This window comes from Amaricoccus sp., assembly GCF_017993425.1.
Classification (GTDB): Bacteria; Pseudomonadota; Alphaproteobacteria; order Rhodobacterales; family Rhodobacteraceae; genus Amaricoccus.
This window is the reverse complement of record NZ_JAGOMQ010000056.1, coordinates 1-19520: the sequence shown is the minus strand read 5'-3', so window position 1 is coordinate 19520 and position 19520 is coordinate 1. Positions and strand designations below refer to the sequence as shown.

Sequence of the window (19520 nt, the reverse complement as noted above, 5' to 3'; positions counted from 1 at the left end):
GCCTGTGGCGCCGCCGCGCCGCCGCCGCGCCCGGGACGATCGCCGGACTTGAAAATGACGCGCTGCAACGATAGCCAGACGGGGCCGGAGGCGCGTGGGGGACGTCGCCCGAGTCGTAGGCGGACCGAGCCAGCCCAGCCGCCCCATGGGGCAGGCGGGCCCGCAGAGGCGCGACGAGGGGGTTCCACACATGCTGAACGGGCACGGGCATGTTAAGCATGCTCGCGTTTCGATGATGGACCGCGACGGGGGTCTGGGCGAAGTTGCGGCAAGTGAGTGAGTGGGTGCCATGTTGAAGAGTCGCGGGTTCAAGATCTTCCGGCAGTTCGAGCCGAGCCCGGTCCCGATGCCGGACGGGCGCGAGGACACCACGGTCGCCATCGTCGGCGCCGGGCCCGTCGGGCTCGCCATGGCGCTCGATCTCGGCCGGCGCGGGCATTCGGTCGTCGTGCTGAGCCGGCTCGACTTCGTGGCGCAGGCCTCGAAGGCGATCTGCTTCTCCAAGCGGACGATGGACATCTTCGACCGGCTCGGCGTGGGCGACGCCATCATGGAGAAGGGCCTGACCTGGGAGGTCGGCAAGATCTTCTGGCGCGACGAGGCCGACCCGGTCTACCGCTACGACACCCGCCCGCTCAAGGACCAGAAGCGGCCGGGCTTCATCAACATCCAGCAGTACTACGTCGAGGAGTTCCTGATCGAGGCGCTCGCCGGCCTGCCGAACGTGGCGATCCGCTGGGGCCACAAGGTCGAGGCGGTGACGGCGATGAACGACGGGGTCGACCTCGCCGTCACGGCCGCCGGCGGGGCCTACCGGCTGCGCGCCGAGTGGGTGATCGCCTGCGACGGCTCGCGCTCGACGGTGCGCCGCGAGCTCGGCCTCGACTTCGACGGGCGGGTGTTCCAGGACAACTTCCTGATCGCCGACATCCGCATGAAGCACGAGATGCCGATGGAGCGGTGGTTCTGGTTCGATCCGCCCTTCAACCCCGGCCAGTCGGCGCTGATGCACAAGCAGCCCGACGACGTGTGGCGGCTCGACTTCCAGCTCGGCTGGGACGTCGACCGCGAGGCGGCGGTGCAGCCGGAGAACGTCGAGCCCTACGTGCGCGCCATGCTCGGCGACGACGTCGAGTTCGAGCGCGAGTGGTACAGCGTCTACACCTTCCAGTGCCGGCGCATGGACCGCTTCGTCCACGGCCGCACGATCTTCGCCGGCGACGCGGCGCATCTCGTCTCGCCGTTCGGGGCCCGCGGCTGCAACGGCGGCTTCGCCGACGTGGACAACCTCGGCTGGAAGCTCGACCTCGTCATCCGCGGCACGGCCGGCGAGGCGCTGCTCGAGACCTACGACGCCGAGGCGACCGCGGCCGCCGAGGAGAACCTGATGCACTCGACGCGCTCCTCCGACTTCCTGACGCCGAAATCGGTGGCGAGCCGGGCGCTGCGCGACGCGGTGCTGGAGCTGGCGCGCGACCACGACTTCGCCCGGCCGCTGGTCAATTCCGGCCGGCCCTCGACGGCGATCGTGTTCGACAGCCCGCTCTCCACCCCGGACGCCGAGGCCTGGGACGACGGCGTCGCCCCCGGCTCGGTGGTGGTCGACGCGCCGCTCGGCGAGGGCTGGCTGCTCGACGCGCTCGGCGACGAGTTCACGCTGCTGAGCCGCGGCTGGGAGGGCAAGGCCCCGCACGGGCTGCGCGTGGTCGAGGTGAGCGACGAGGACCGGCTGGCGATCGACCGGCTCGGGCTCGAGAAGGGCGCGGCCTACCTGGTGCGGCCCGACCAGTACGTGGCGGCGCGCTGGAAGTCGTCCGTCCGGGCCGACGTCGACGCGGCGCTCGACCGGGCCATGGCGGCGTGATGGCGGGCCGGCTGAACCTCCAGCCGAACCTCGGCGGCGCGGACGAGGTCTACGAGGCGCTCGTCGGCCTGACCGACGGGCTCGACGAGACCGCCTGCCTGCGGGCGCAGGCGCGGCTGATCCTGATCCTGATCAACCACGTCGGCGACCGCGAGACCGTCCTCCAGGCCATCCGCCTCGCCCGCCGCACCGCCGCCGACCCGAAGGGCTGACGGCGGGGGGCCGAGACCCGGGCAGGACCGGCGCGGCGCGCGAGACGACCCGGCGGAGGTGTGTTCACGCGTGAATATTCGCTAAGTCATTGATTTTACGTGAGCGAACTTTGGCGAGATCTGACGCGCACACTGCACGACAGTGGAGAGGAAGCCCGGCCCGAGGCTGACCGCGACGCCGACGCCAGACGGATTTGACCCGTGGCAAATCCGTCCGCGATCGCCCCTGCGGGGGGCGAGCGCGATTCCGCGCTCGCCGGGGCGCTCACGGACGGATGGCGCGCTCCCGGAGAAATCGGCGCCCCTCACGGCTTCCGCGCCAACGCGCTTCAGCCGTCGGCGCGGCGAAAGCCGTGCTTTCGCCTGTCGCGCCGGGCCTCGCGGGCAAGCCCGCTTCGGTCGGTCGGCGCTCGCGCGCGCCCCGTAGATCCAGCAGAGCAGACAGGTGTCGTGTAGTGTGCCTGACGCGCCACGCTACGCGAGACCAGGGCCGTGCGCCCTCATGGCCAATCGCCGGCGATGCTGTCGGACGAACCCGAGCAGAAAATCATAGCACAGTCGTCAGCGCCGCATTTCGCGGCGCCGTTCGATTCACTTTGAAGTTGCGCCGCCCCCGCCCGAACCGCTCCGCGTCGAGCAGGTTGACATGCGCATGTCAACCTGCGGGCGCCGTCGCGAGGCGAGACGTCGCCGCGGGTCGACCCTTGCCGGCGCACGCGGCGCGTGCGCGGAGCCGGGTCCGGCGGGCGATCGGCCGAAGCCGTTCAGCCCTTGTAGAGCTCTCCATAGGTGTCGCGGAGCACGTTCTTCTGCACCTTGCCCATGGTGTTGCGCGGCAGGGCATCCACGAAGAGCACCCGCTTCGGCAGCTTGAACTTCGCCAGCCGCTCCTCCAGCCGCCTCAGCACGTCGGCCTCGCTCAGCTCGATCTTGCCGGTCGGGACGATCACCGCGGTGACGCCCTCGCCGAAGTCGCGGTGCGGCACGCCGATCACCGCGGATTCGAAGACGCCGGGGATCTCGTCGAGCTCGGCCTCCACCTCCTTGGGATAGACGTTGTAGCCGCCGGTGATGATCAGGTCCTTGCCCCGCCCGACGATGTGGACGTAGCCCCGCTCGTCGATGCGGCCGAGGTCGCCGGTGATGAAGAACCCGCTGTCGCGCAGCTCCGCCGCGGTCTTCTCCGGCATCCGCCAGTAGCCCTTGAACACGTTCGGGCCGCGGACCTCGATCATGCCGATCTCGCCCTGCGGCAGCGCCGCGCCGCTCTCCGGGTCGGTCACCACGATCTCCACCCCCGGCAGCGGCAGGCCGACGGTGCCGGCGACGCGGTCGCCGTCATAGGGGTTCGAGGTGTTCATGTTGGTCTCGGTCATCCCGTAGCGCTCGAGGATGGCGTGGCCGGTGCGCGCCTGCCATTCGCGGTGCGTCTCGGCGAGGAGCGGCGCCGAGCCGGAGACGAAGAGCCGCATCCGCGCCGTCGCCGCCGGCGTCAGCCCCGACTCCTCCAGCAGCCGCACGTAGAAGGTCGGCACCCCCATCAGCGCCGTCGCCCGTCCCATCAGCCCGAGGATGCGGCCCGCGTCGTACTTCGGCAGGAAGATCATCGAGGCCCCGGAGAACAGCGTCACGTTCGTCGCGACGAAGAGGCCGTGGGTGTGGAAGATCGGCAGCGCGTGGATCAGCACGTCCCGGGGCGTGAACCGCCAGGCGTCGATCAGCGCCCGCGTGTTGGAGACGAGGTTGCCGTGCGTCAGCATCGCCCCCTTCGACCGCCCCGTGGTCCCCGAGGTGTAGAGGAGCGCCGCGAGGTCGTCCGCCTCGCGCGCCGCCGTCTCGAACGCCTCCGGCGCCGCGGCGGCGGCGTCGCTCAGCGTGCCGCGCCCCGCGGCGTCGAGGGTGACGAGCCGCGCGCCCGCCCGATCGGCGGTCGGCTGGAGCGCCTCGGCCCGGGCCGGGTCGCAGACGAAGACCGCTGGCTCGGCGTCGCCGACGAAGTAGTCGATCTCCGCCGGCGTGTAGCCGGTGTTGAGCGGCAGGAAGACCCCGCCGGCGCGGACCGTGCCGAGATAGAGCACGATCGCCTCGACCGACTTCTCGACCTGCGCGGCGACCCGGTCCCCCGGCCGCACCCCGAGGCCCGCCAGCGCGTTGGCCATGCGGCCGGCGCGGGCGACGAGGTCGCCATAGGTGATCCGCTCGCCGGCGGCGGTCTCGATGGCGAGGGCCTCCGGGTCGGCGATGCCGTCGGCGAGGAGGGCGAAGAGATTGGCGTTCATGGCGTTCACCGAATGAGCGATGGGGTCAGGAGGCGGCGGCGGGCAGCGCCCGGCGCACCTCGTCGGAGGCGGCGATCCGGCCCTTCTCGGCCAGCGCCTCGTGGTTCTTCTCGATCTGACCGAGGTCGTAGAGGTAGTTGACCATCAGCCCGTGCGCCTGCCGGAGCCCGTTCGGCGAGACGTCGCCGAGGAAGTTCAGCCGCTCCAGCCGCGCGCCGTTGCCGAGGTGGAAGCGGGCCACCGGATCGACGGGGCGCCCGGCCCTGTCCTTCGCCTTGAGGAAGTAGTGCGCCGCGAGGGGCAGGAGCGCGGCGCGCACGACCTCGGCCTTCTCCGGGTCGAGATGCCAGCCCGGCTCGGCGACCAGCGCCAGCGCCGCGCGCGCCTCCGCCCCGATCAGCGCGCTCTCCGCCTCCGCCTCGCGCTTCAGCCAGGCGGCGAAGCCGGGCGCCGGCGAGAGGGTGACGAAGGTCTTCACGTTCGGCAGCTCGGCCTTCAGGTCCTCGACCACCTGCTTGATGAGGAAGTTGCCGAAGGACACCCCGGCGAGGCCCTTCTGGGTGTTGGAGATCGAGTAGAACACCGCCGTCGTCGCCTCCCGCGCCGCGATCGGCTCGCGCTCCAGGTCGAGGAGATCCGCGACGTTGTCGGGGATCGCCTGCGTGAGCGCAACCTCGACGAAGATCAGCGGCTCGTCGACCAGCTGCGGGTGGAAGAAGCCGTAGCAGCGCCGGTCGGACGGCTGAAGGCGGGCGCGCAGGTCGTCCCAGTTGCGGATGGCGTGGACGGCCTCGTAGCGGATGATCTTGTCGAGGATATGCGCGGACGTCGTCCAGTCGATGTGGCGCAGCACCAGGAAGCCGCGGTTGAACCACGACCCGAAGAGATGCGCGAAGTCGGCGTCGACGGTCCGCAGGTCGGGGCGCTCGCGCAGGCGGGGGAGCAGCTCCTCGCGCATCCGCACCAGCGCCGCGGTGCCGCCGGGCGCGAGGTTGACCCGGCGGAGCAGCTCCTGCCGCCGCGGCTCGGCCGCGGCGTGCAGGGCCTCGAGCGCGCCGGGGGCGTCCGTGCGGACCGCCGCCATCGCCGCCTCGACCGCGTCGCGGTCGGGGCCGAAGCTGTCGGCGAGGCTGGCGAGGAAGGCGAGGCGCGCCTCCGGGCCGGCGGCGTCGAAGGCGGCCACGAGGGCGCCGGCGAGCGCCACCCCGGAGGCCTCGCCGCGCCGCGAGAGCAGGAGCCCGGCCAGCTCGGTGAGGTCGGGCGCGGCCGTCGCGGCCGCCGGCTCGGGCCGGCCGAGGAGCTTGCGGCCGCGCTCGCTCAGCGTGTCGAGCAGGTCGCCGAGCAGGGCGGGCCGGCCGTGGCGGTCGGCGGGGACGGGCTTCGGCATGGGGGTCTCCCTTGGGGGCGCGGCGCGGTCGAGGCTCATCCCGGCACCACGATGAACAGGAGCCACACGACGACCGGCGCGACGACGGTGACGATGGCGCCGTAGCCGAGCAGCCGCCGGAAGAAGACCTGCCGGTCGACGCCCTGGGCGTTGGCGAGGACGAGCGCGCCGTTGGTCGAGAAGGGGCTGACGTCGACGATGGTCGAGGCGACGGCCATGGCGGCGATGAAGCCGATGGCGCTGACGCCGGCGCCCGATTGCAGGAACGGCACGGCGAGCGGGATCAGCGAGCCGAGGACCGCGGTCGAGGAGGCGAAGGCGGAGACGACCGCGCCGATGAAGCAGAGGAGGAGCGCGGCCAGCATCGGCGAGGCGAGCCCGGCGACGCTGTGGCCGACGAAGTCGATGGTGCCCATGTGCTCCAGCACCGCGACGTAGGTGGAGACGCCGGTGATCAGCATGATCTCGGGCCAGGCCACCTGGGTCATCGCCCGCTTCTGCATGTCGGGCGCCCAGAGCGCGAGGACGAGGCCGATCGAGAGCGAGACGAAGCCGATGTCGAGCTTGAAGGCGAGGACGAGGACGGCGAGGAGCGCGAGGCCCGCGAGCGTCACGACCTGGTAGAGGCTGCCGTCGCGCTCGCCGGTCGCCGGGTCGGCGGTGAGGCGGTTGGCGTCGCCCTGGCCGCCCTCGCGGGCGATCTGCGGGCTCAGGGCCTCGGCCTCGCTGTCGCCGAAGATCTGCGGGCCGGTGGCGGGGCGGGCGATCTCGATATGGGGGACGGTGATCGCGTCGCCCGTGGCGGCCGGGGCCGCCTGCATCAGCTTGCGGCCGCCGAGGACGAGGAAGAGCAGGAGCGCGACCGCGGCGTTGACCGCGAAGCTCGCCGCGAAGGTGGTCATCGGCGAGAGCGGCAGCCCGGCCTTGGCGACGACGCCGTTGGTGATGCCGCCATAGATCGAGATCGGGGAGAAGCCGCCGGCCTGCGCGCCGTGGACGACCATCAGGCCCATCAGCATCGGCGAGATCTGGTAGCGGAAGGCGAAGCCGAGGGCGATGGGCGCGATGATGGCGACCGCGCCCGGGCTGACCGCGCCGACGGCGGTGAGGAGCGCCGAGATGCCGAACATGATCCACGGGATCGCGGCGATGCGCCCCTTGACCGCGCGGACCGCGAGGCGGACCAGCCAGTCGATGGTGCCGTTGTTCTGGGCGAGCGCGAACAGCCAGGTGATGCCGACGAGGGTCAGGAAGAGGCCGCCGGGAAAGCCGGCGATGATGTCCTTGGTCGCCTGGCCGGCGAAGATCGTGCCGACGAGGAAGGCGCCGACGAAGGCGAGCACGCCCATGTTGATGGGCCAGAGCGTCGCGACGACGAACATCGCCACGAGCGCGTAGATGGATAGGAGCTGCGGGGTCATTCCGGGGGTTTCCTTCCCTAGCGATGCGTTCCCGTCGCCGCGGGGCGCCGGCATTTGTCCGTCTCGGAGCCGCTTCGGCGCGACTCTCACATGCACGTCGGGCTATCTTATACGCTCAAGGCATCGTGTTGTATATATCAAATTGCCATGTGGATGCGATTGGTGAATTCCTATATGGATGAGGCTGTTGGATCGGGAGGGCCCGCGGGTGAGCACGGTGCCGAACACGCTGCGGATTCGCCGGGCGCTGGAGAACGCCATCGTCGACGGCCGCTATCCGCCGGGATCGCGACTCGATCCCGAGGCGCTGGCGGCGGAGTTCGAGTGCTCGCGCACGCCGATCCGCGAGGCGTTGCAGCAGCTCGAGGCCTCCGGGCTGGTGCGGGTGCTGCCGAAGCGGGGGACCTACGTCTCGGAATGGACGGCGGCCGAGCTCGCCGAGCGGTTCGAGGTGATGGCGGAGGTCGAGGCGATGTGCGCCCGCCTCGCGGCGCGGCGGATCACCGACGCCGAGATGGCGGAGTTCGAGGCGGTCCACGCCGCCTGCCGCGAGCTGGCCGAGGCGGGCGACGTCGAGGCCTATTACCTGCGGAACTCGGACTTCCACCACTGCGTCTACCGCGCGACGCACAACGCCTTCCTGGAGCAGCAGGCCTCGCGGCTCCACGCGATGCTCCAGCCCTACCGCCGGATGCAGCTCCAGGTCCGCAACCGCATGGCCCGCTCCTTCGCCGAGCACGACGCCGTGGTGGCGGCGATCCGCGCCGGCGACCCCGAGGCCGCCGCCGCCGCGATGCGCGACCACGTCGTCATCCAGGGCGACCGCTTCCACGACCTCCTCGCCGCGCTTCGCCAGGGCGAGCGCGCCGCGGCGGGATGACGAGAGGGAGCCATTTCTGACGGAAGCCATGGTCAGGTCGGGAATGGCAGAAGAAACCGCCAAGCGGAGGCGCGCCTGGAAATTGCACGAATTTGCGCGCAAATATATTTCGAAATATTTTGAATATAAACGGTGAAAATCATTGCATCGTTATCAGCGCCGCATTTCGCGGCGCCGTGCGACTCACTTCGAGGTTCCGCCGTCCCCTGCCGCTACCGCTCCGCGTCGAGCCGGGTGACATGCGCATGTCACCCGGCGGGCGCCGTCGCGGGACGGACCTCGCCGCTCGGGTGGCGGAGACGCCGGCCGGGCAGGTCGGGAACTTTCGTCGCGCGGCGCGCAGCCCCGCGTCAGTAGGGCAGCCCGACGTAGTTCTCGGCCAGCGCTGTGCGGGCCGCGGTGGAGGAGAGGGTGTAGGCGAGCTCGGCGTCGTGGATGCGCCGGCCGAAGGCGTCGTCCTCGGCGAAGGTGTGCAGCATGGTGGTCATCCACCAGCTGAACCGCTCGGCCTTCCAGATGCGGGCGAGCGCCCGGTCGGAATAGGCGTCGAGCCCCGCGTCGGAGCGGTCGAGGTAGTGCTCGCGCAGCCCGTCGAACAGGTAGCGCACGTCCGAGGCGGCGAGGTTCAGCCCCTTCGCCCCGGTCGGCGGCACGATGTGGGCGGCGTCACCGGCGAGGAGCAGCCGGCCGAACCGCATCGGCTCGGCGACGAAGCTCCGCAGCGGGGCGATCGACTTCTCGAAGGACGCTCCCGTCACCACCGCGTCGGCGACCTCCGCCGGCAGGCGGCGGCGCAGCTCGTCCCAGAAGGCGTCGTCGGACCAGTCCTCGACATGGTCGGTGAGCGGCACCTGAAGATAGTAGCGGCTGCGGGTCGGCGAGCGCATCGAGCAGAGCGAGAATCCGCGCGGATGCTTGCCGTAGACGAGCTCCGGCCGCACCGGCGGCGCCTCGGCGAGGAGCCCGAGCCAGCCGAACGGATAGACCCGCTCGAAGGTCCGCACCGCCTTCGGCGGGGCCGCCTTGCGGCTCACCCCGTGGAAGCCGTCGCAGCCGATGATGAAGTCGGCGTCCAGCCGGTGCGTGCCCCCGTCCTTCTCGTAGCTGATCCACGGCCTGCCGCGCACGAAGTCCCGCGGCGTGACGTGCAGCGCGTCGTAGATGCTCACGGCCCCGTCGGCCTCGCGCGCGTCCATCAGGTCGCGGGTCAGCTCGGTCTGGCCGTAGATGGTCACCCGCTTGCCGCCGGTGAGGCCGGCGAGGTCGATGTGCCGCAGCACCCCGTTCAGCGCGATGTCGAAGCCGTCATGCGGCAGCCCCTCGGCGTCGAGCCGGCGCGCGGCGCCGGCCTCGCGCATCATCTCGACCATGCCCTGCTCCAGCACGCCCGCGCGGACGCGGCCGAGGATGTAGTCGCGGTCGACCCGGTCGAGGATGACGTTGTCTATGCCCGCAAGCGTCAGCAGCCGCCCGAGCAGCAGGCCCGACGGCCCGGAGCCGATGATCGCGACCTGCGTGCGCATGGATGTCCTCCGCTCCTCCCCCCCTGTCATAGGTCCGGCGGAGCCTTCAACGAAAGCCGGCAGACGGGCCCCGGGTCACTCGAGCACGAAATACTCCTCGATCTGCCGCGCGGCCTCGCGGAGCGGCGGGAGGATCTCGGCCTCCATCTGGGCCGGGGTGAACCGGCTCGACGGGATCGAGACGTTGAGGGCGGCGATGACGCGGCCGCCGTGGTCGCGCAGCGGCACGGCGATGGAGCGGAGGCCGAGCTCCAGCTCCTCGTCGACGATCGAGAAGCCCCGGGCGCGGCAACGCTCGATCTCGGCGGCGAGCGCGGCGGGCTCGGCGATCGTCCGCGGGGTCAGCCGCTCCATCTCCACGCCGGCGAGGAAGGCGGCCCGCTCCTCCGCCGGCAGGTCCGCGAGGAGCACGCGGCCGAGCGAGGTGCACCAGGCCGGCAGGCGGACGCCGACATGGAGCGCGACGCTCATGATTCGCCGCCCCGGCACCCGCGCGACATAGACGATGTCGCGCCCCGAGAGCACCGCCACGGAGCAGGATTCCTGGAGCCGGGCCGACAGCGCCCGCATCGGCGCCGCGGCGCAGGACCAGAGGGTGGAGCCCTGCAGCCAGGCGCGCGCGAGCGCGAGGAGCCTCGGGGTCAGCCGGAAGGTCCGCCCTTCGAGCTCGACGTAGCCCGCGGCCTCGAGCGTCAGCAGGAGCCGGCGGGCGCCGGCGCGGGTGAGCTGCGCCGCGCTCGCGACCTCGGTCATCGTCATGCCGGCGGGGCGGGCCGACAGCACCTCCAGCACCGCGAGGCCGCGCTGGAGCGAGCCGACATGGTCGCGGGAGGGCCGCTCCGGATCGTTTTCGGATATGGCCCCAATCTGGAATGACATTCCGAAACTTCCCGTTGACAGAATCGCCCGGCCCCGGCATGTTCGCATACAGAATTTAAGTTCGCAATGCGAACAAGATCGGGCCGAATGGCCTTTGCAGTCGGAGGAGGAAGAATGAAGAGACGTCACGTGCTCGGCCTGGCCGCCCTGCTGGCGATGGGGGCCGCGCTGCCCGCCGCCCGGGCGCAGGACAGCGTCATCATCGCCAACATCGCCGAGCTTTCCGGCCCGGGTGCGACCTCGGGCGTGAACTGGCGCGACGGCGCCAAGATGGCGGTCGAGGAGATCAACGCCGCCGGCGGCATCCTCGGCAAGCAGGTCGAGATGCCGGAATACGACAGCCAGTCCGACGCGCAGACCTCGCGGGCGATGGTGCAGAAGGCGATCGACGAAGGCGCCTTCGCGCTGCTCGGCACGGTCTATTCGGGCTCGACCATCGTCAACATGCTGGTCGCCCAGCAGGCCGGGATCCCGCAGTTCACCGGCTCGGAGAGCGCGCGAATCACCGCGATGGGCAATCCGTTCATCTTCCGCACCTCGTTCGGCTCGCAGAAGTCGATGCCGAAGATCGCCCAGTACATGCAGGACGAGATGGGCGTGAAGAAGGTCGCCGTCGTCTGGGCCAACACCGAGTTCGGCAAGGCCGGCCACGAGGCGTTCACCGCCGAGATGGAGACGCGCGGCATCGAGATCACCGCCGACATCCCGACGGAGAACGCCCAGGCCGACTTCGCCGCCGACGTCGTCAAGGCCAAGGGCGCCGACGCCGACGCGATCTTCGTCTACCTGACCGAGGAGGAGAGCGCCCGCTTCCTGCGCGAGGCGCGCAAGCAGGGCGTCGACAAGCCGCTGGTCGGCGAGACGACGCTGATCGGCCAGAAGGTCATCGACCTCGCCGGCGAGGCCGCCGACGGCGCCATGGGCCATGTCGGGCTGACGCCGGACGCGCCGAGCCCGCAGGTGCAGAAGATGGCCGAGGCGTTCCAGGCCAAGTACGGCTACCGGCCCGACCACAACGCCATCAAGGGCTATATCGGCGCCTATGCGATCAAGTACGCCACCGAGCAGGTCGGCGAGTTCGACAGCGGCAAGATCGCCGAGCGCCTGCACGGCCTGAAGCTGACCGCCGCCGAGAACCCCGGCATCCTCATCGACGTGAGCTGGGACGACGCCGGCGAGGTCTCGCGCGAGAGCTATCTCGTCAAGGTCGAGGGCGGCAAGCAGGTCGTCACGGCGACGCTGCCCGCCAACTGATCCGCCTTCCCGGCCCGCCGCGGGGCGGGCCGCCTCCCGGTTCCGCCCGGGTCGCCGGATCGCTTCCGGCGCCCTTCGTCCGCTTGCGACCGAGGAAAGCATGACCGAGTTCATCCAGATCGTCCTGTCGGGTCTGGCGACGGGATCGATCTACGCGCTCGCCGCCATCGGCTTCACGCTGCTCTGGCAGGCGTCCCAGACCATCAACTTCGCCCAGGGGGAGTTCGTCATGCTGCCGGCGTTCTTCGCGCTGGTCGGGATGCACTGGCTCGGGCTGCCGTTCGTCGTGTCGCTCGCCTTCGCGATGCTGGTGTCGCTGCTGGTGCTCGGGCTCGCGTTCAAGAAGCTCGTCATCGAGCCGATGCTGCCGCACGGGTCGCTGCCGATCGTCATGGCGACGATCGCGCTCGGGCTGCTGATGAAGGAGAGCGTCAAGGTCTTCTACTCGGCCGAGGCGCAGCCCTTCCCGTCGCTGTTCTCGGACGCGCCGATCAACGTCATGGGCGCGGTGATCTCGGCGCAGGACATCGCCAACCTCCTGATCTCGCTCCTCGTCGTCGCGGCGTTGCAGCTGTTCCTCAACCGCACCCGCACGGGGCGGGCCATGCAGGCGACCGCGCAGAACCCGGGCGTGGCGCAGATCCTCGGGGTGAACGTGCAGCGGATGGTGCTCTACACCTTCCTGATCAACGCGGCCCTCGCCGCCGTCGCCTCGTTCCTGATCTCGCCGATCTACCTCGCCAAGTTCTCGAACGGCGAGTCGATCGGCCTCATCGCCTTCATCGCGGCCATCGTCGGCGGCTTCAACCAGATCCGCGGGGCGCTGGTCGGCGGGCTGCTGATCGGGGTCCTCGACAACCTCGCCGCCGCCTACGGCTCCGCCGAGTACCGCGCGGCGATCCCGCTGGTGCTGCTTATCGTCATCATCCTCGTCCGGCCGCAGGGCCTGCTCGGCACGGCCGAAGGGAGGACCGTCTGATGACCGCCCGCACCCTCGTCCTCGTCCTCCTCGGGGTCGCCGGGCTCGTCGTCGCGCCCCTCGGCCAAGGCAACTACATCATCTACGTGCTCTGCTCGTGGCTGATACTCTCGATCGCCGCCATGGGGCTCAACCTGACGCTCGGCTACGCCGGGCAGGTCTCGCTGGCGCAGGCGGCGTTCATGGGGATCGGCGCCTACACCACGGCGATCCTGACCATGGCGGGCGTCCACTGGATCCTCGCCGCGCCGGTCGCCATGGTCTTCTGCTTCATCGTCGGGCTCGGGCTCGGCTACCCGGCGCTGCGGGTCCAGCACCACTTCCTCGCCTTCGTCACCCTCGCCTTCAACACGCTGGTCTTCCTCGTGCTGCGCAACGAGGAGTGGCTGACGGGGGGCTCGCTCGGCCTCGCCGGGATCATGCGGCCGACGTTCCTCGGCGTCTCGACGATGTCGAACCTCTCCTTCTACTACTTCACCCTCGTCGTCTTCCTGATCGCCGCCTTCGCCTTCTGGTGGCTGGTCCACTCGCCCTGGGGCCGGGCCTTCAAGGCGCTGCGCGAGAACCCGGTCCGCGCCAACTCCCTCGGCGTCGACATCCGGCTGATCACGCTCCTCGCCTTCGCCATCGGCTCGGCCATGGGCGGCCTCGCCGGCGCGTTGCAGGCCCCGCTGGTGCAGTTCATCGACCCGCCCGCCTACGGCCTCGTCCACTCGCTGCGGCTGCTCCTGATGGTCGTCGTCGGCGGGGCCGGGTTCTACTTCGGGCCGATGCTCGGAGCGGCGCTCGTCATCATCCTGCCGGAGCTGCTGCGCGTCACCGACGAGTACTACCTGATGATCTACGCCGCCGCCGTGCTGGTGCTGATGATCTTCTGCCCCTCGGGCGTCATCGGCCTCTTCCGGCGGGCCGCCGCGAGATGGCGCGGCCAGCGGGTGCGCGGCGACCTCCAGCAGGGAGCGCAGCTGTGAACGCGCATTCCCCGATCGAGGCGGGCGCCGCGGGCGCGAGGCCGGTCCTGTCGGTCCGCGACGTCACCAAGGCGTTCGGCGCCATCAAGGCGGTCCAGGGCGTCAGCTTCGACGTCTACCCGGGCGAGATCCTCGGGCTGATCGGCCCGAACGGCTCGGGCAAGTCGACGCTCTTCAACTGCATCCTCGGGCAGTACCCGCCGACCTCCGGCGAGGTCTTCATCAACGGCGAGCCGACGCTCGGCAAGCGCGCCTGCGACCTCAACAAGCTCGGGGTGGGGCGCACCTTCCAGCAGCTCTCGGTCTTTCCCGAGATGAGCGTGATCGACAACATCATCCTCGCCGGCCAGGAGCACAAGGGCACCATGCTCTCGCGGCTCTTCGGCCCCTCGGACGCCGGGCTGACCGGGGAGGCCGAGCGGATGATCGAGTTCTTCCGCGCCGGCCACCTGCGCGACGAGAAGGCCGGCGCGCTCTCCTACGGACAGCAGAAGCTCCTCGACGCCGCCATGGCCTTCATGGCCGGGCCGAGCCTCGTCTTGCTCGACGAGCCGGCGGGGGGCGTCAACCTGACCATGCTCGCCTACCTCAAGGAGCGGCTGGTCGCCTTCAACGCCGAGCACGGGACCACCTTCGTCGTCATCGAGCACAACATGGAGTTCGTGATGTCGCTCTGCTCGCGCATCCTCGTCCTCGCCGAGGGCAGGATCATCGCCGAGGGTCCACCCGAGGAGATCCGGGCGAACCAGCAGGTGATCGACTCCTATCTCGGAGGCTGAGATGCTCGAGCTCGACAAGGTCTTCGGCGGCTACGGCAAGATCACCATCCTGAACGGGGTGAGCTTCCGGATCGGCAAGGGCACGATCACCACGGTGATCGGCCCGAACGGCGCCGGCAAGTCGACGGTGTTCAAGGCGATCTTCGGTCTCCTGAACATCCATTCCGGCCGCATCCTGCTCGACGGGCAGGAGGTGACGCGGGCGAGCCCGGCGCAGATGATCGCCCACGGCGTCACCTACGTGCCGCAGGGGCGCAACGTCGTGCCGAACCTCTCGGTGTTCCACAACCTCGAGCTCGGCGGCGTCACCGCGAAGGACCAGGGCCGGGTGAGGCGGCGGATCGACGAGGTGATGGACCAGTTTCCGATCCTGCGCCAGAAGGCCGACCAGCCGGCGATCGCGCTCTCCGGCGGCCAGCAGAAGCAGCTCGAGGTGGCGCGCGCGCTCCTGCTCGACCCCAAGCTCATCCTGATCGACGAGCCGTCGATCGGCCTGTCGCCCAACCTGGTGCAGGAGGTGTTCGCCACCCTGATGCGCCTCCGCGACCAGGGGGTGACGATCCTGATGGTCGAGCAGAACGCCAAGGCGGCGCTCGCCATGTCGGACTTCGGCCTCGTCCTCGAGCTCGGCCAGACGCGGCTCCAGGACCGGGCCGCCAGGCTCCTCGCGGATCCCCGCGTCGGCCAGCTGTTCCTCGGCGGCCATATCGAAGAAAGCGCAGCCCTGCCATGAGCGCCAAGCCCTGCATCATCTGCGTCGCCATCACCGGCTCGCTGCCGAGGAAGAGCGACAACCCCGCCGTCCCGGTCACCATCGCCGAGCAGGTCGAGTCGGCCCACGAGTCCTTCGAGGCCGGCGCCCGCATCGTCCATGCGCATGTGCGCGACGACCAGGGCGGGCCCACCCCGGACCCCGGCCGCTTCGCGGCGCTGCTCGAGGGCCTGCGCAAGCATGTGCCGGAGATGATCGTGCAGTTCTCCACCGGCGGCCGCTCCGGCGCCGGGCGGGAGCGCGGGGGGATGCTGTCGCTGCGGCCGGACATGGCCTCGCTCGCGGTGGGCTCGAACAACTTCCCGACCCGGGTCTACGAGAACAGCCCGGACCTCGTCGACTGGCTCGCCGCCGAGATGCTGACGCACGGGGTGAAGCCGGAGATCGAGGCCTTCGACCTCAGCCACGTCTTCCAGGCCGCCGCGATGGCCAGGGCGGGCGCGCTCGCCTCGCCGCTCTACGTGCAGTTCGTGATGGGCGTGAAGAACGCCATGCCGGTCGATCGCCCGGCCTTCGAGTTCTACATCGAGACGCTGCGGCGGCTCGCGCCCGACGCCGAGTGGTGCGGCGCGGGGATCGGGCGGCACCAGCTGACGCTCAACGAGTGGTGCGTCGGGCTGGGCGGCCATGCGCGGACCGGCCTCGAGGACAACGTCCGCATCGACCGCGACACCCTCGCGCCCTCGAACGCCGCCCTCGTGCGGCGGGTGGTCGAGCTCTGCGAGAAGCACGGCCGCCCGGTGGCGAGCCCGGCCGAGGCGCGTGCGCTGCTGCGGCTGCCGGCGCTGGAGACCGCGGGCCGGTAGCGCGGGTCCGGCTCCGCGGGAGGCGCGGCCGCCCGGTCGTCCGCTCGGCCGCGGCGCGGGCGTTGCTGCGCCTGCCGGTCGTGGAGGGCGCGGGCCGGCGGCGGCGGTGGGTCAGCTTCCGGTCGCGGCGGGGGGCTGGGGCTTTCGCGCGGGCTTGAAGGGGGCCATGCCGGCGCGGGCGAGGGCGTCGGCGCGCTCGTTCTCGGGGTGGCCGGCGTGGCCCTTGACCCAGGCCCAGTCGATCTCGTGGCGGGCGGCGGCGGCGTCGAGGCGGCGCCAGAGGTCCTCGTTCTTGACCGGCTTGCCGTCGGCGGTGCGCCAGCCGCGGGCCTTCCAGGCATGGATCCAGCGGGTGACCCCGTCGCGGAGATAGGCGCTGTCGGTGACCACGGTCAGCCGGGCCGGGCGGCCGAGCGCCTCGAGGGCGGCGATGGCGGCCATCAGCTCCATGCGGTTGTTGGTGGTCGCGGCCTCGCCGCCGGAGAGCTCGCGCTCCTTGAGGACGCGCTCGCCGTCGCGGGCGACGAGGATGGCGCCCCAGCCGCCGGGGCCGGGATTGCCGGAGCAGGCCCCGTCCGTGTAGGCGAAGAACTCGGCCACCGCGCCCGGGCCGCGCTCAGGCCGCGGGCTCGCGCAGGACGCGCGGCACCTTGAACTCGACGCCCTCGACGGCGGTCTCGACCATCTCCTCGGTCACGGCGTAGCGGGAGCGGAAGGCGTCGATCACCTCGCGCACCAGCTCCTCGGGCGCGCTCGCCCCGGCGGTGACGCCGACGGCGCGGACGCCGGCGAGGGCGCGCCAGTCGATGTCGGCGGCGCGCTGGACGAGCTGGGCGTAGCGGCAGCCGGCGCGGCGGCCGACCTCGACGAGACGGAGCGAGTTCGAGGAGTTCGGCGCGCCGATGACGAGGAGGGCGTCGATGCGGGGCGCCATCGCCTTGACCGCCTCCTGGCGATTGGTGGTGGCGTAGCAGATGTCCTCGCGGCCGGGGCCGACGATGGCGGGGAAGCGGGCGCGGAGCGCCTCGACCACCTCGGCGGTGTCGTCGACCGAGAGCGTGGTCTGGGTGATGAAGGCGAGCCGGCCGGGGTCGCGGGGGGCGATGCGGGCGACGTCGGCCACGGTCTCGACGAGGAGCACCTCGCCGGGGGGGAGCTGGCCCATGGTGCCGACGGTCTCGGGATGGCCGGCATGGCCGATCATCACCATCTGGAGGCCGTTGGCGTGGTGGCGGGCCGCCTCGTTGTGGACCTTGGAGACGAGGGGGCAGGTGGCGTCGACCCAGACCATGCGGCGGGCCTCGGCCTCGGCCGGGACGGCGCGGGGCACGCCGTGGGCGGAGAACACCACCGGCCGGTCGGGCGGGCAGTCGGCCAGCTCCTCGACGAAGACCGCTCCCTTGGCGCGCAGGCCGTCGACGACGTAGCGGTTGTGGACGATCTCGTGGCGCACGTAGACCGGGGCGCCCCATTTCTCGAGCGCCATCTCGACGATCTTGATCGCCCGGTCGACGCCGGCGCAGAAGCCGCGCGGGGCGGCGAGGTAGAGGGTCAGCGGCTCGGCCATCCGGGGGTTCCTTGGTCGCGGCGGACCCTAGTCGATCCTGCGGCGAGGGTGAAGGGCGCCTGCCCGCTCCGGCTGCGGCGACGGCGACGGCGAAATGTCCCACAGTGTGACGCCAATCATGGTGTTGATATTATTTGGCAATAAAATTATACACAGACTTATCCACAGGCCCGGAATGCATGTATGCCGCCGGGGGCGAGGTGCGAAGGCGGGGCGGCCGGGGTCGTGCCGGGCGGGCGCATCGGGCTCCGAATCCCCGGCGACGCGCCAGCTCCGCAGCGCCTGCCTGCCGCCACGCCGGAGGCGCCTTTGGCACGACGGCAGGCGCGCCGACGCTCCCTGGGAGATGTCGCCCGGCCCGGACGCCACCGCCGACGCGGGAGGGTCGGCGGGCCGGCCGGCCGGGGCGATCGGCCGGAGCCTGGCTCAGTCGTCGCTCGCCTCGGCGATGACGCGGGACGAGACCTGCTCGCCGCGGGGCGGGCGGCCGATCACCTCGCGCAGCTCCTCGAGCTCGATGAAGTTGTCGCACTGGCGGCGCAGCTCGTCCGAGATCATCGGCGGCGAGGAGCGGATGGTGGAGACCACCGAGACCCGCACGCCCTGGCGCTGGATCGACTCGACCAGCGGCTTGAAGTCGCCGTCGCCGGAGAACAGCACCATGTGGTCGATGTGCGGGGCCATCTCCATCGCGTCGACCGCGAGCTCGATGTCCATGTTGCCCTTGACCTTGCGCCGGCCCATCGAGTCGGTGAACTCCTTGGCGGGCTTGGTCACCATGGCGAAGCCGTTGTAGTTCAACCAGTCGACCAGGGGGCGGATGGGAGAGTATTCGTCGGTCTCCAGCATCGCCGTGTAATAGAAAGCGCGCACAAGCTTGCCCCGCCTGACAAACTCGCTTCTGAGAAGCTTGTAGTCGATGTCGAAGCCGAGAGCCCTAGCCGCCGCGTAAAGATTAGCGCCGTCAATAAAGAGCGCCAACCGTTCGTCGCGATAGAACATCCAGAAAATCCTCGAAGCACGTCGGGTGATTGACCGGCGACGCAACGTTGCCTTGGTCCTCCGCCGGTTATAGGCCGGCGCGGCGGACCGCGAAAGGCGAATCGCGAGGATGTGCGCGCAATGACGGATAAATTCTACGCAATCGCCCTGGGAGCGAACCTGCCGTCCCCGGCGGGAAGCCCGCGCGAGACGCTGGAGGCCGCGCTCGCGGCGCTGGAGGCGCGCGGCGTCCGCGTCGCGGCGCGGAGCCGCTGGTTCGCCACGCCGGCCTTTCCGCCGGGCGCCGGGCCGGATTTCGTCAACGGCGCGGCGCTGGTGGAGACGGGGCTCGCGCCGGCGGCGCTGCTCGGCGAGCTGCACGCCGTCGAGCGGGCGCTCGGCCGCGACCGGCGGCGGCGCTGGGCGCCGCGGGCCTGCGACCTCGACCTGCTGGCGTGCGGGGACCTCGTGCTGCCCGATGCGGCGACGGTGGCCGCATGGATGGCGCTGGAGCCGTCGCGGCAGGCGGCGGAGGCGCCGCCGGGCCTCGTGCTGCCGCATCCGCGGCTGCACGAGCGCGGTTTCGTGCTGCTGCCGCTGGCGGACGTCGCGCCGGACTGGGTGCATCCGGCGCTCGGACGCACGGTGCGCGAGCTGCTGGCCGCGCTGCCGCCGGGCGCGCTCGCCGGGGCGGAGCCGCTGGCGGAGGACGGGGCCGCGGGGTGACCGGCGCGCAAGGCGTGGCGGGGCCGCTGGACGGGGCCGCGGGGTGACCGGCGTGCAGGGCGTGGCTGGGCCGCTGGACGGGGCCGCGGGGTAACTGGCGTGCAGGGCGTGGCTGGGCCGCTGGACGGGGCCGCGGGATGACTGGCGCGCAGGGCGTGGCTGGGCCGCTGGACGGGGCCGCGGGATGACTGGCGCGCAGGGCGTGGCGGGGCCGCTGGACGGGGCTGCGGGGTAACTGGC

Annotated in this window: 18 protein-coding genes; 10 read left to right on the top strand and 8 right to left on the bottom strand. The window is 71.2% G+C overall.

Features of this window, described 5'->3' with window-relative positions; genetic code table 11:
- Nucleotides 1-289: 289 nt before the first annotated feature.
- Both KBB57_RS18275 and KBB57_RS18270 read left to right on the top strand, forming a co-directional pair.
- Nucleotides 290-1864: an FAD-dependent oxidoreductase gene (locus KBB57_RS18275; protein WP_290753375.1), complete on the top strand. Its 1575-nt coding sequence runs from the start codon at nt 290-292 to the stop codon at nt 1862-1864.
- A complete protein-coding gene (locus tag KBB57_RS18270; RefSeq protein WP_290753371.1) occupies nt 1864-2076 on the top strand; it encodes a DUF2783 domain-containing protein in 213 nt (70 codons plus the stop codon). Before KBB57_RS18275 ends, KBB57_RS18270 begins: the two co-directional genes overlap by 1 nt.
- Nucleotides 2077-2840: 764 nt before the next feature.
- Here the strand turns inward: KBB57_RS18270 and KBB57_RS18265 are convergent.
- From KBB57_RS18265 to KBB57_RS18255, 3 genes are read right to left on the bottom strand one after another with little or no spacing between them, the layout of a single operon-like run.
- Nucleotides 2841-4355 (bottom strand): malonyl-CoA synthase, encoded by a 1515-nt coding sequence (locus KBB57_RS18265; protein WP_290753368.1) that lies wholly within the window; start codon nt 4353-4355, stop codon nt 2841-2843.
- Between the two features lie 25 nt (nt 4356-4380).
- A complete protein-coding gene (locus tag KBB57_RS18260) occupies nt 4381-5742 on the bottom strand; it encodes a malonyl-CoA decarboxylase (protein ID WP_290753365.1) in 1362 nt (453 codons plus the stop codon).
- A gap of 35 nt (nt 5743-5777) precedes the next feature.
- Entirely contained in the window at nt 5778-7163 is a 1386-nt protein-coding gene (locus tag KBB57_RS18255; RefSeq protein WP_290753363.1) for an SLC13 family permease, read from the bottom strand.
- Between the two features lie 208 nt (nt 7164-7371).
- Here KBB57_RS18255 and KBB57_RS18250 point away from each other — a divergent pair, with 208 nt between their 5' ends.
- Nucleotides 7372-8043 (top strand): GntR family transcriptional regulator, encoded by a 672-nt coding sequence (locus KBB57_RS18250; RefSeq protein WP_290753360.1) that lies wholly within the window; start codon nt 7372-7374, stop codon nt 8041-8043.
- 350 nt (nt 8044-8393) lie between these two features.
- Here the strand turns inward: KBB57_RS18250 and pobA are convergent, their stop codons facing one another.
- Nucleotides 8394-9566: a 4-hydroxybenzoate 3-monooxygenase gene (gene pobA, locus KBB57_RS18245; RefSeq protein ID WP_290753358.1), complete on the bottom strand. Its 1173-nt coding sequence runs from the start codon at nt 9564-9566 to the stop codon at nt 8394-8396.
- Nucleotides 9567-9641: 75 nt separating this feature from the next.
- Entirely contained in the window at nt 9642-10445 is an 804-nt protein-coding gene (locus KBB57_RS18240; RefSeq protein ID WP_290753356.1) for an IclR family transcriptional regulator C-terminal domain-containing protein, read from the bottom strand.
- 114 nt (nt 10446-10559) lie between these two features.
- On the opposite strand from KBB57_RS18240, the gene KBB57_RS18235 reads away from it, so the two are divergent.
- From KBB57_RS18235 to KBB57_RS18210, 6 genes are all read left to right on the top strand, one after another.
- Complete coding sequence (locus tag KBB57_RS18235) at nt 10560-11699, top strand: ABC transporter substrate-binding protein (protein WP_290753354.1); 1140 nt, start codon at nt 10560-10562, stop codon at nt 11697-11699.
- Nucleotides 11700-11799: 100 nt separating this feature from the next.
- Nucleotides 11800-12678, top strand: coding sequence for a branched-chain amino acid ABC transporter permease (locus KBB57_RS18230; protein ID WP_290753352.1), 879 nt, complete (start codon nt 11800-11802; stop codon nt 12676-12678).
- The gene (locus tag KBB57_RS18225) at nt 12678-13649 is read left to right on the top strand and encodes a branched-chain amino acid ABC transporter permease (RefSeq protein ID WP_290753350.1); all 972 of its coding nucleotides are present in this window, start codon (nt 12678-12680) and stop codon (nt 13647-13649) included. The genes KBB57_RS18230 and KBB57_RS18225 overlap by 1 nt, the downstream gene beginning before the upstream one ends.
- Nucleotides 13646-14428 (top strand): ABC transporter ATP-binding protein, encoded by a 783-nt coding sequence (locus KBB57_RS18220; protein WP_290753347.1) that lies wholly within the window; start codon nt 13646-13648, stop codon nt 14426-14428. The genes KBB57_RS18225 and KBB57_RS18220 overlap by 4 nt, the downstream gene beginning before the upstream one ends.
- 1 nt (nt 14429) lies before the next feature.
- The gene (locus KBB57_RS18215; protein WP_290753345.1) at nt 14430-15161 is read left to right on the top strand and encodes an ABC transporter ATP-binding protein; all 732 of its coding nucleotides are present in this window, start codon (nt 14430-14432) and stop codon (nt 15159-15161) included.
- Nucleotides 15158-16006 (top strand): 3-keto-5-aminohexanoate cleavage protein, encoded by an 849-nt coding sequence (locus tag KBB57_RS18210; protein ID WP_290753343.1) that lies wholly within the window; start codon nt 15158-15160, stop codon nt 16004-16006. The genes KBB57_RS18215 and KBB57_RS18210 overlap by 4 nt, the downstream gene beginning before the upstream one ends.
- Nucleotides 16007-16117: 111 nt before the next feature.
- Here the strand turns inward: KBB57_RS18210 and rnhA are convergent, their stop codons facing one another.
- From rnhA to KBB57_RS18195, 3 genes are all read right to left on the bottom strand, one after another.
- A complete protein-coding gene (gene rnhA / locus KBB57_RS18205) occupies nt 16118-16606 on the bottom strand; it encodes a ribonuclease HI (protein ID WP_290753341.1) in 489 nt (162 codons plus the stop codon).
- A 16-nt stretch (nt 16607-16622) separates the two neighbouring features.
- The gene (ispH, locus tag KBB57_RS18200) at nt 16623-17573 is read right to left on the bottom strand and encodes a 4-hydroxy-3-methylbut-2-enyl diphosphate reductase (protein ID WP_290753339.1); all 951 of its coding nucleotides are present in this window, start codon (nt 17571-17573) and stop codon (nt 16623-16625) included.
- Nucleotides 17574-17999: 426 nt separating this feature from the next.
- Nucleotides 18000-18575 (bottom strand): NYN domain-containing protein, encoded by a 576-nt coding sequence (locus tag KBB57_RS18195; protein ID WP_290753336.1) that lies wholly within the window; start codon nt 18573-18575, stop codon nt 18000-18002.
- A gap of 120 nt (nt 18576-18695) precedes the next feature.
- Here KBB57_RS18195 and folK point away from each other — a divergent pair, with 120 nt between their 5' ends.
- A complete protein-coding gene (folK, locus tag KBB57_RS18190; RefSeq protein WP_290753335.1) occupies nt 18696-19280 on the top strand; it encodes a 2-amino-4-hydroxy-6-hydroxymethyldihydropteridine diphosphokinase in 585 nt (194 codons plus the stop codon).
- The last annotated feature ends 240 nt before the right edge of the window (nt 19281-19520 follow it).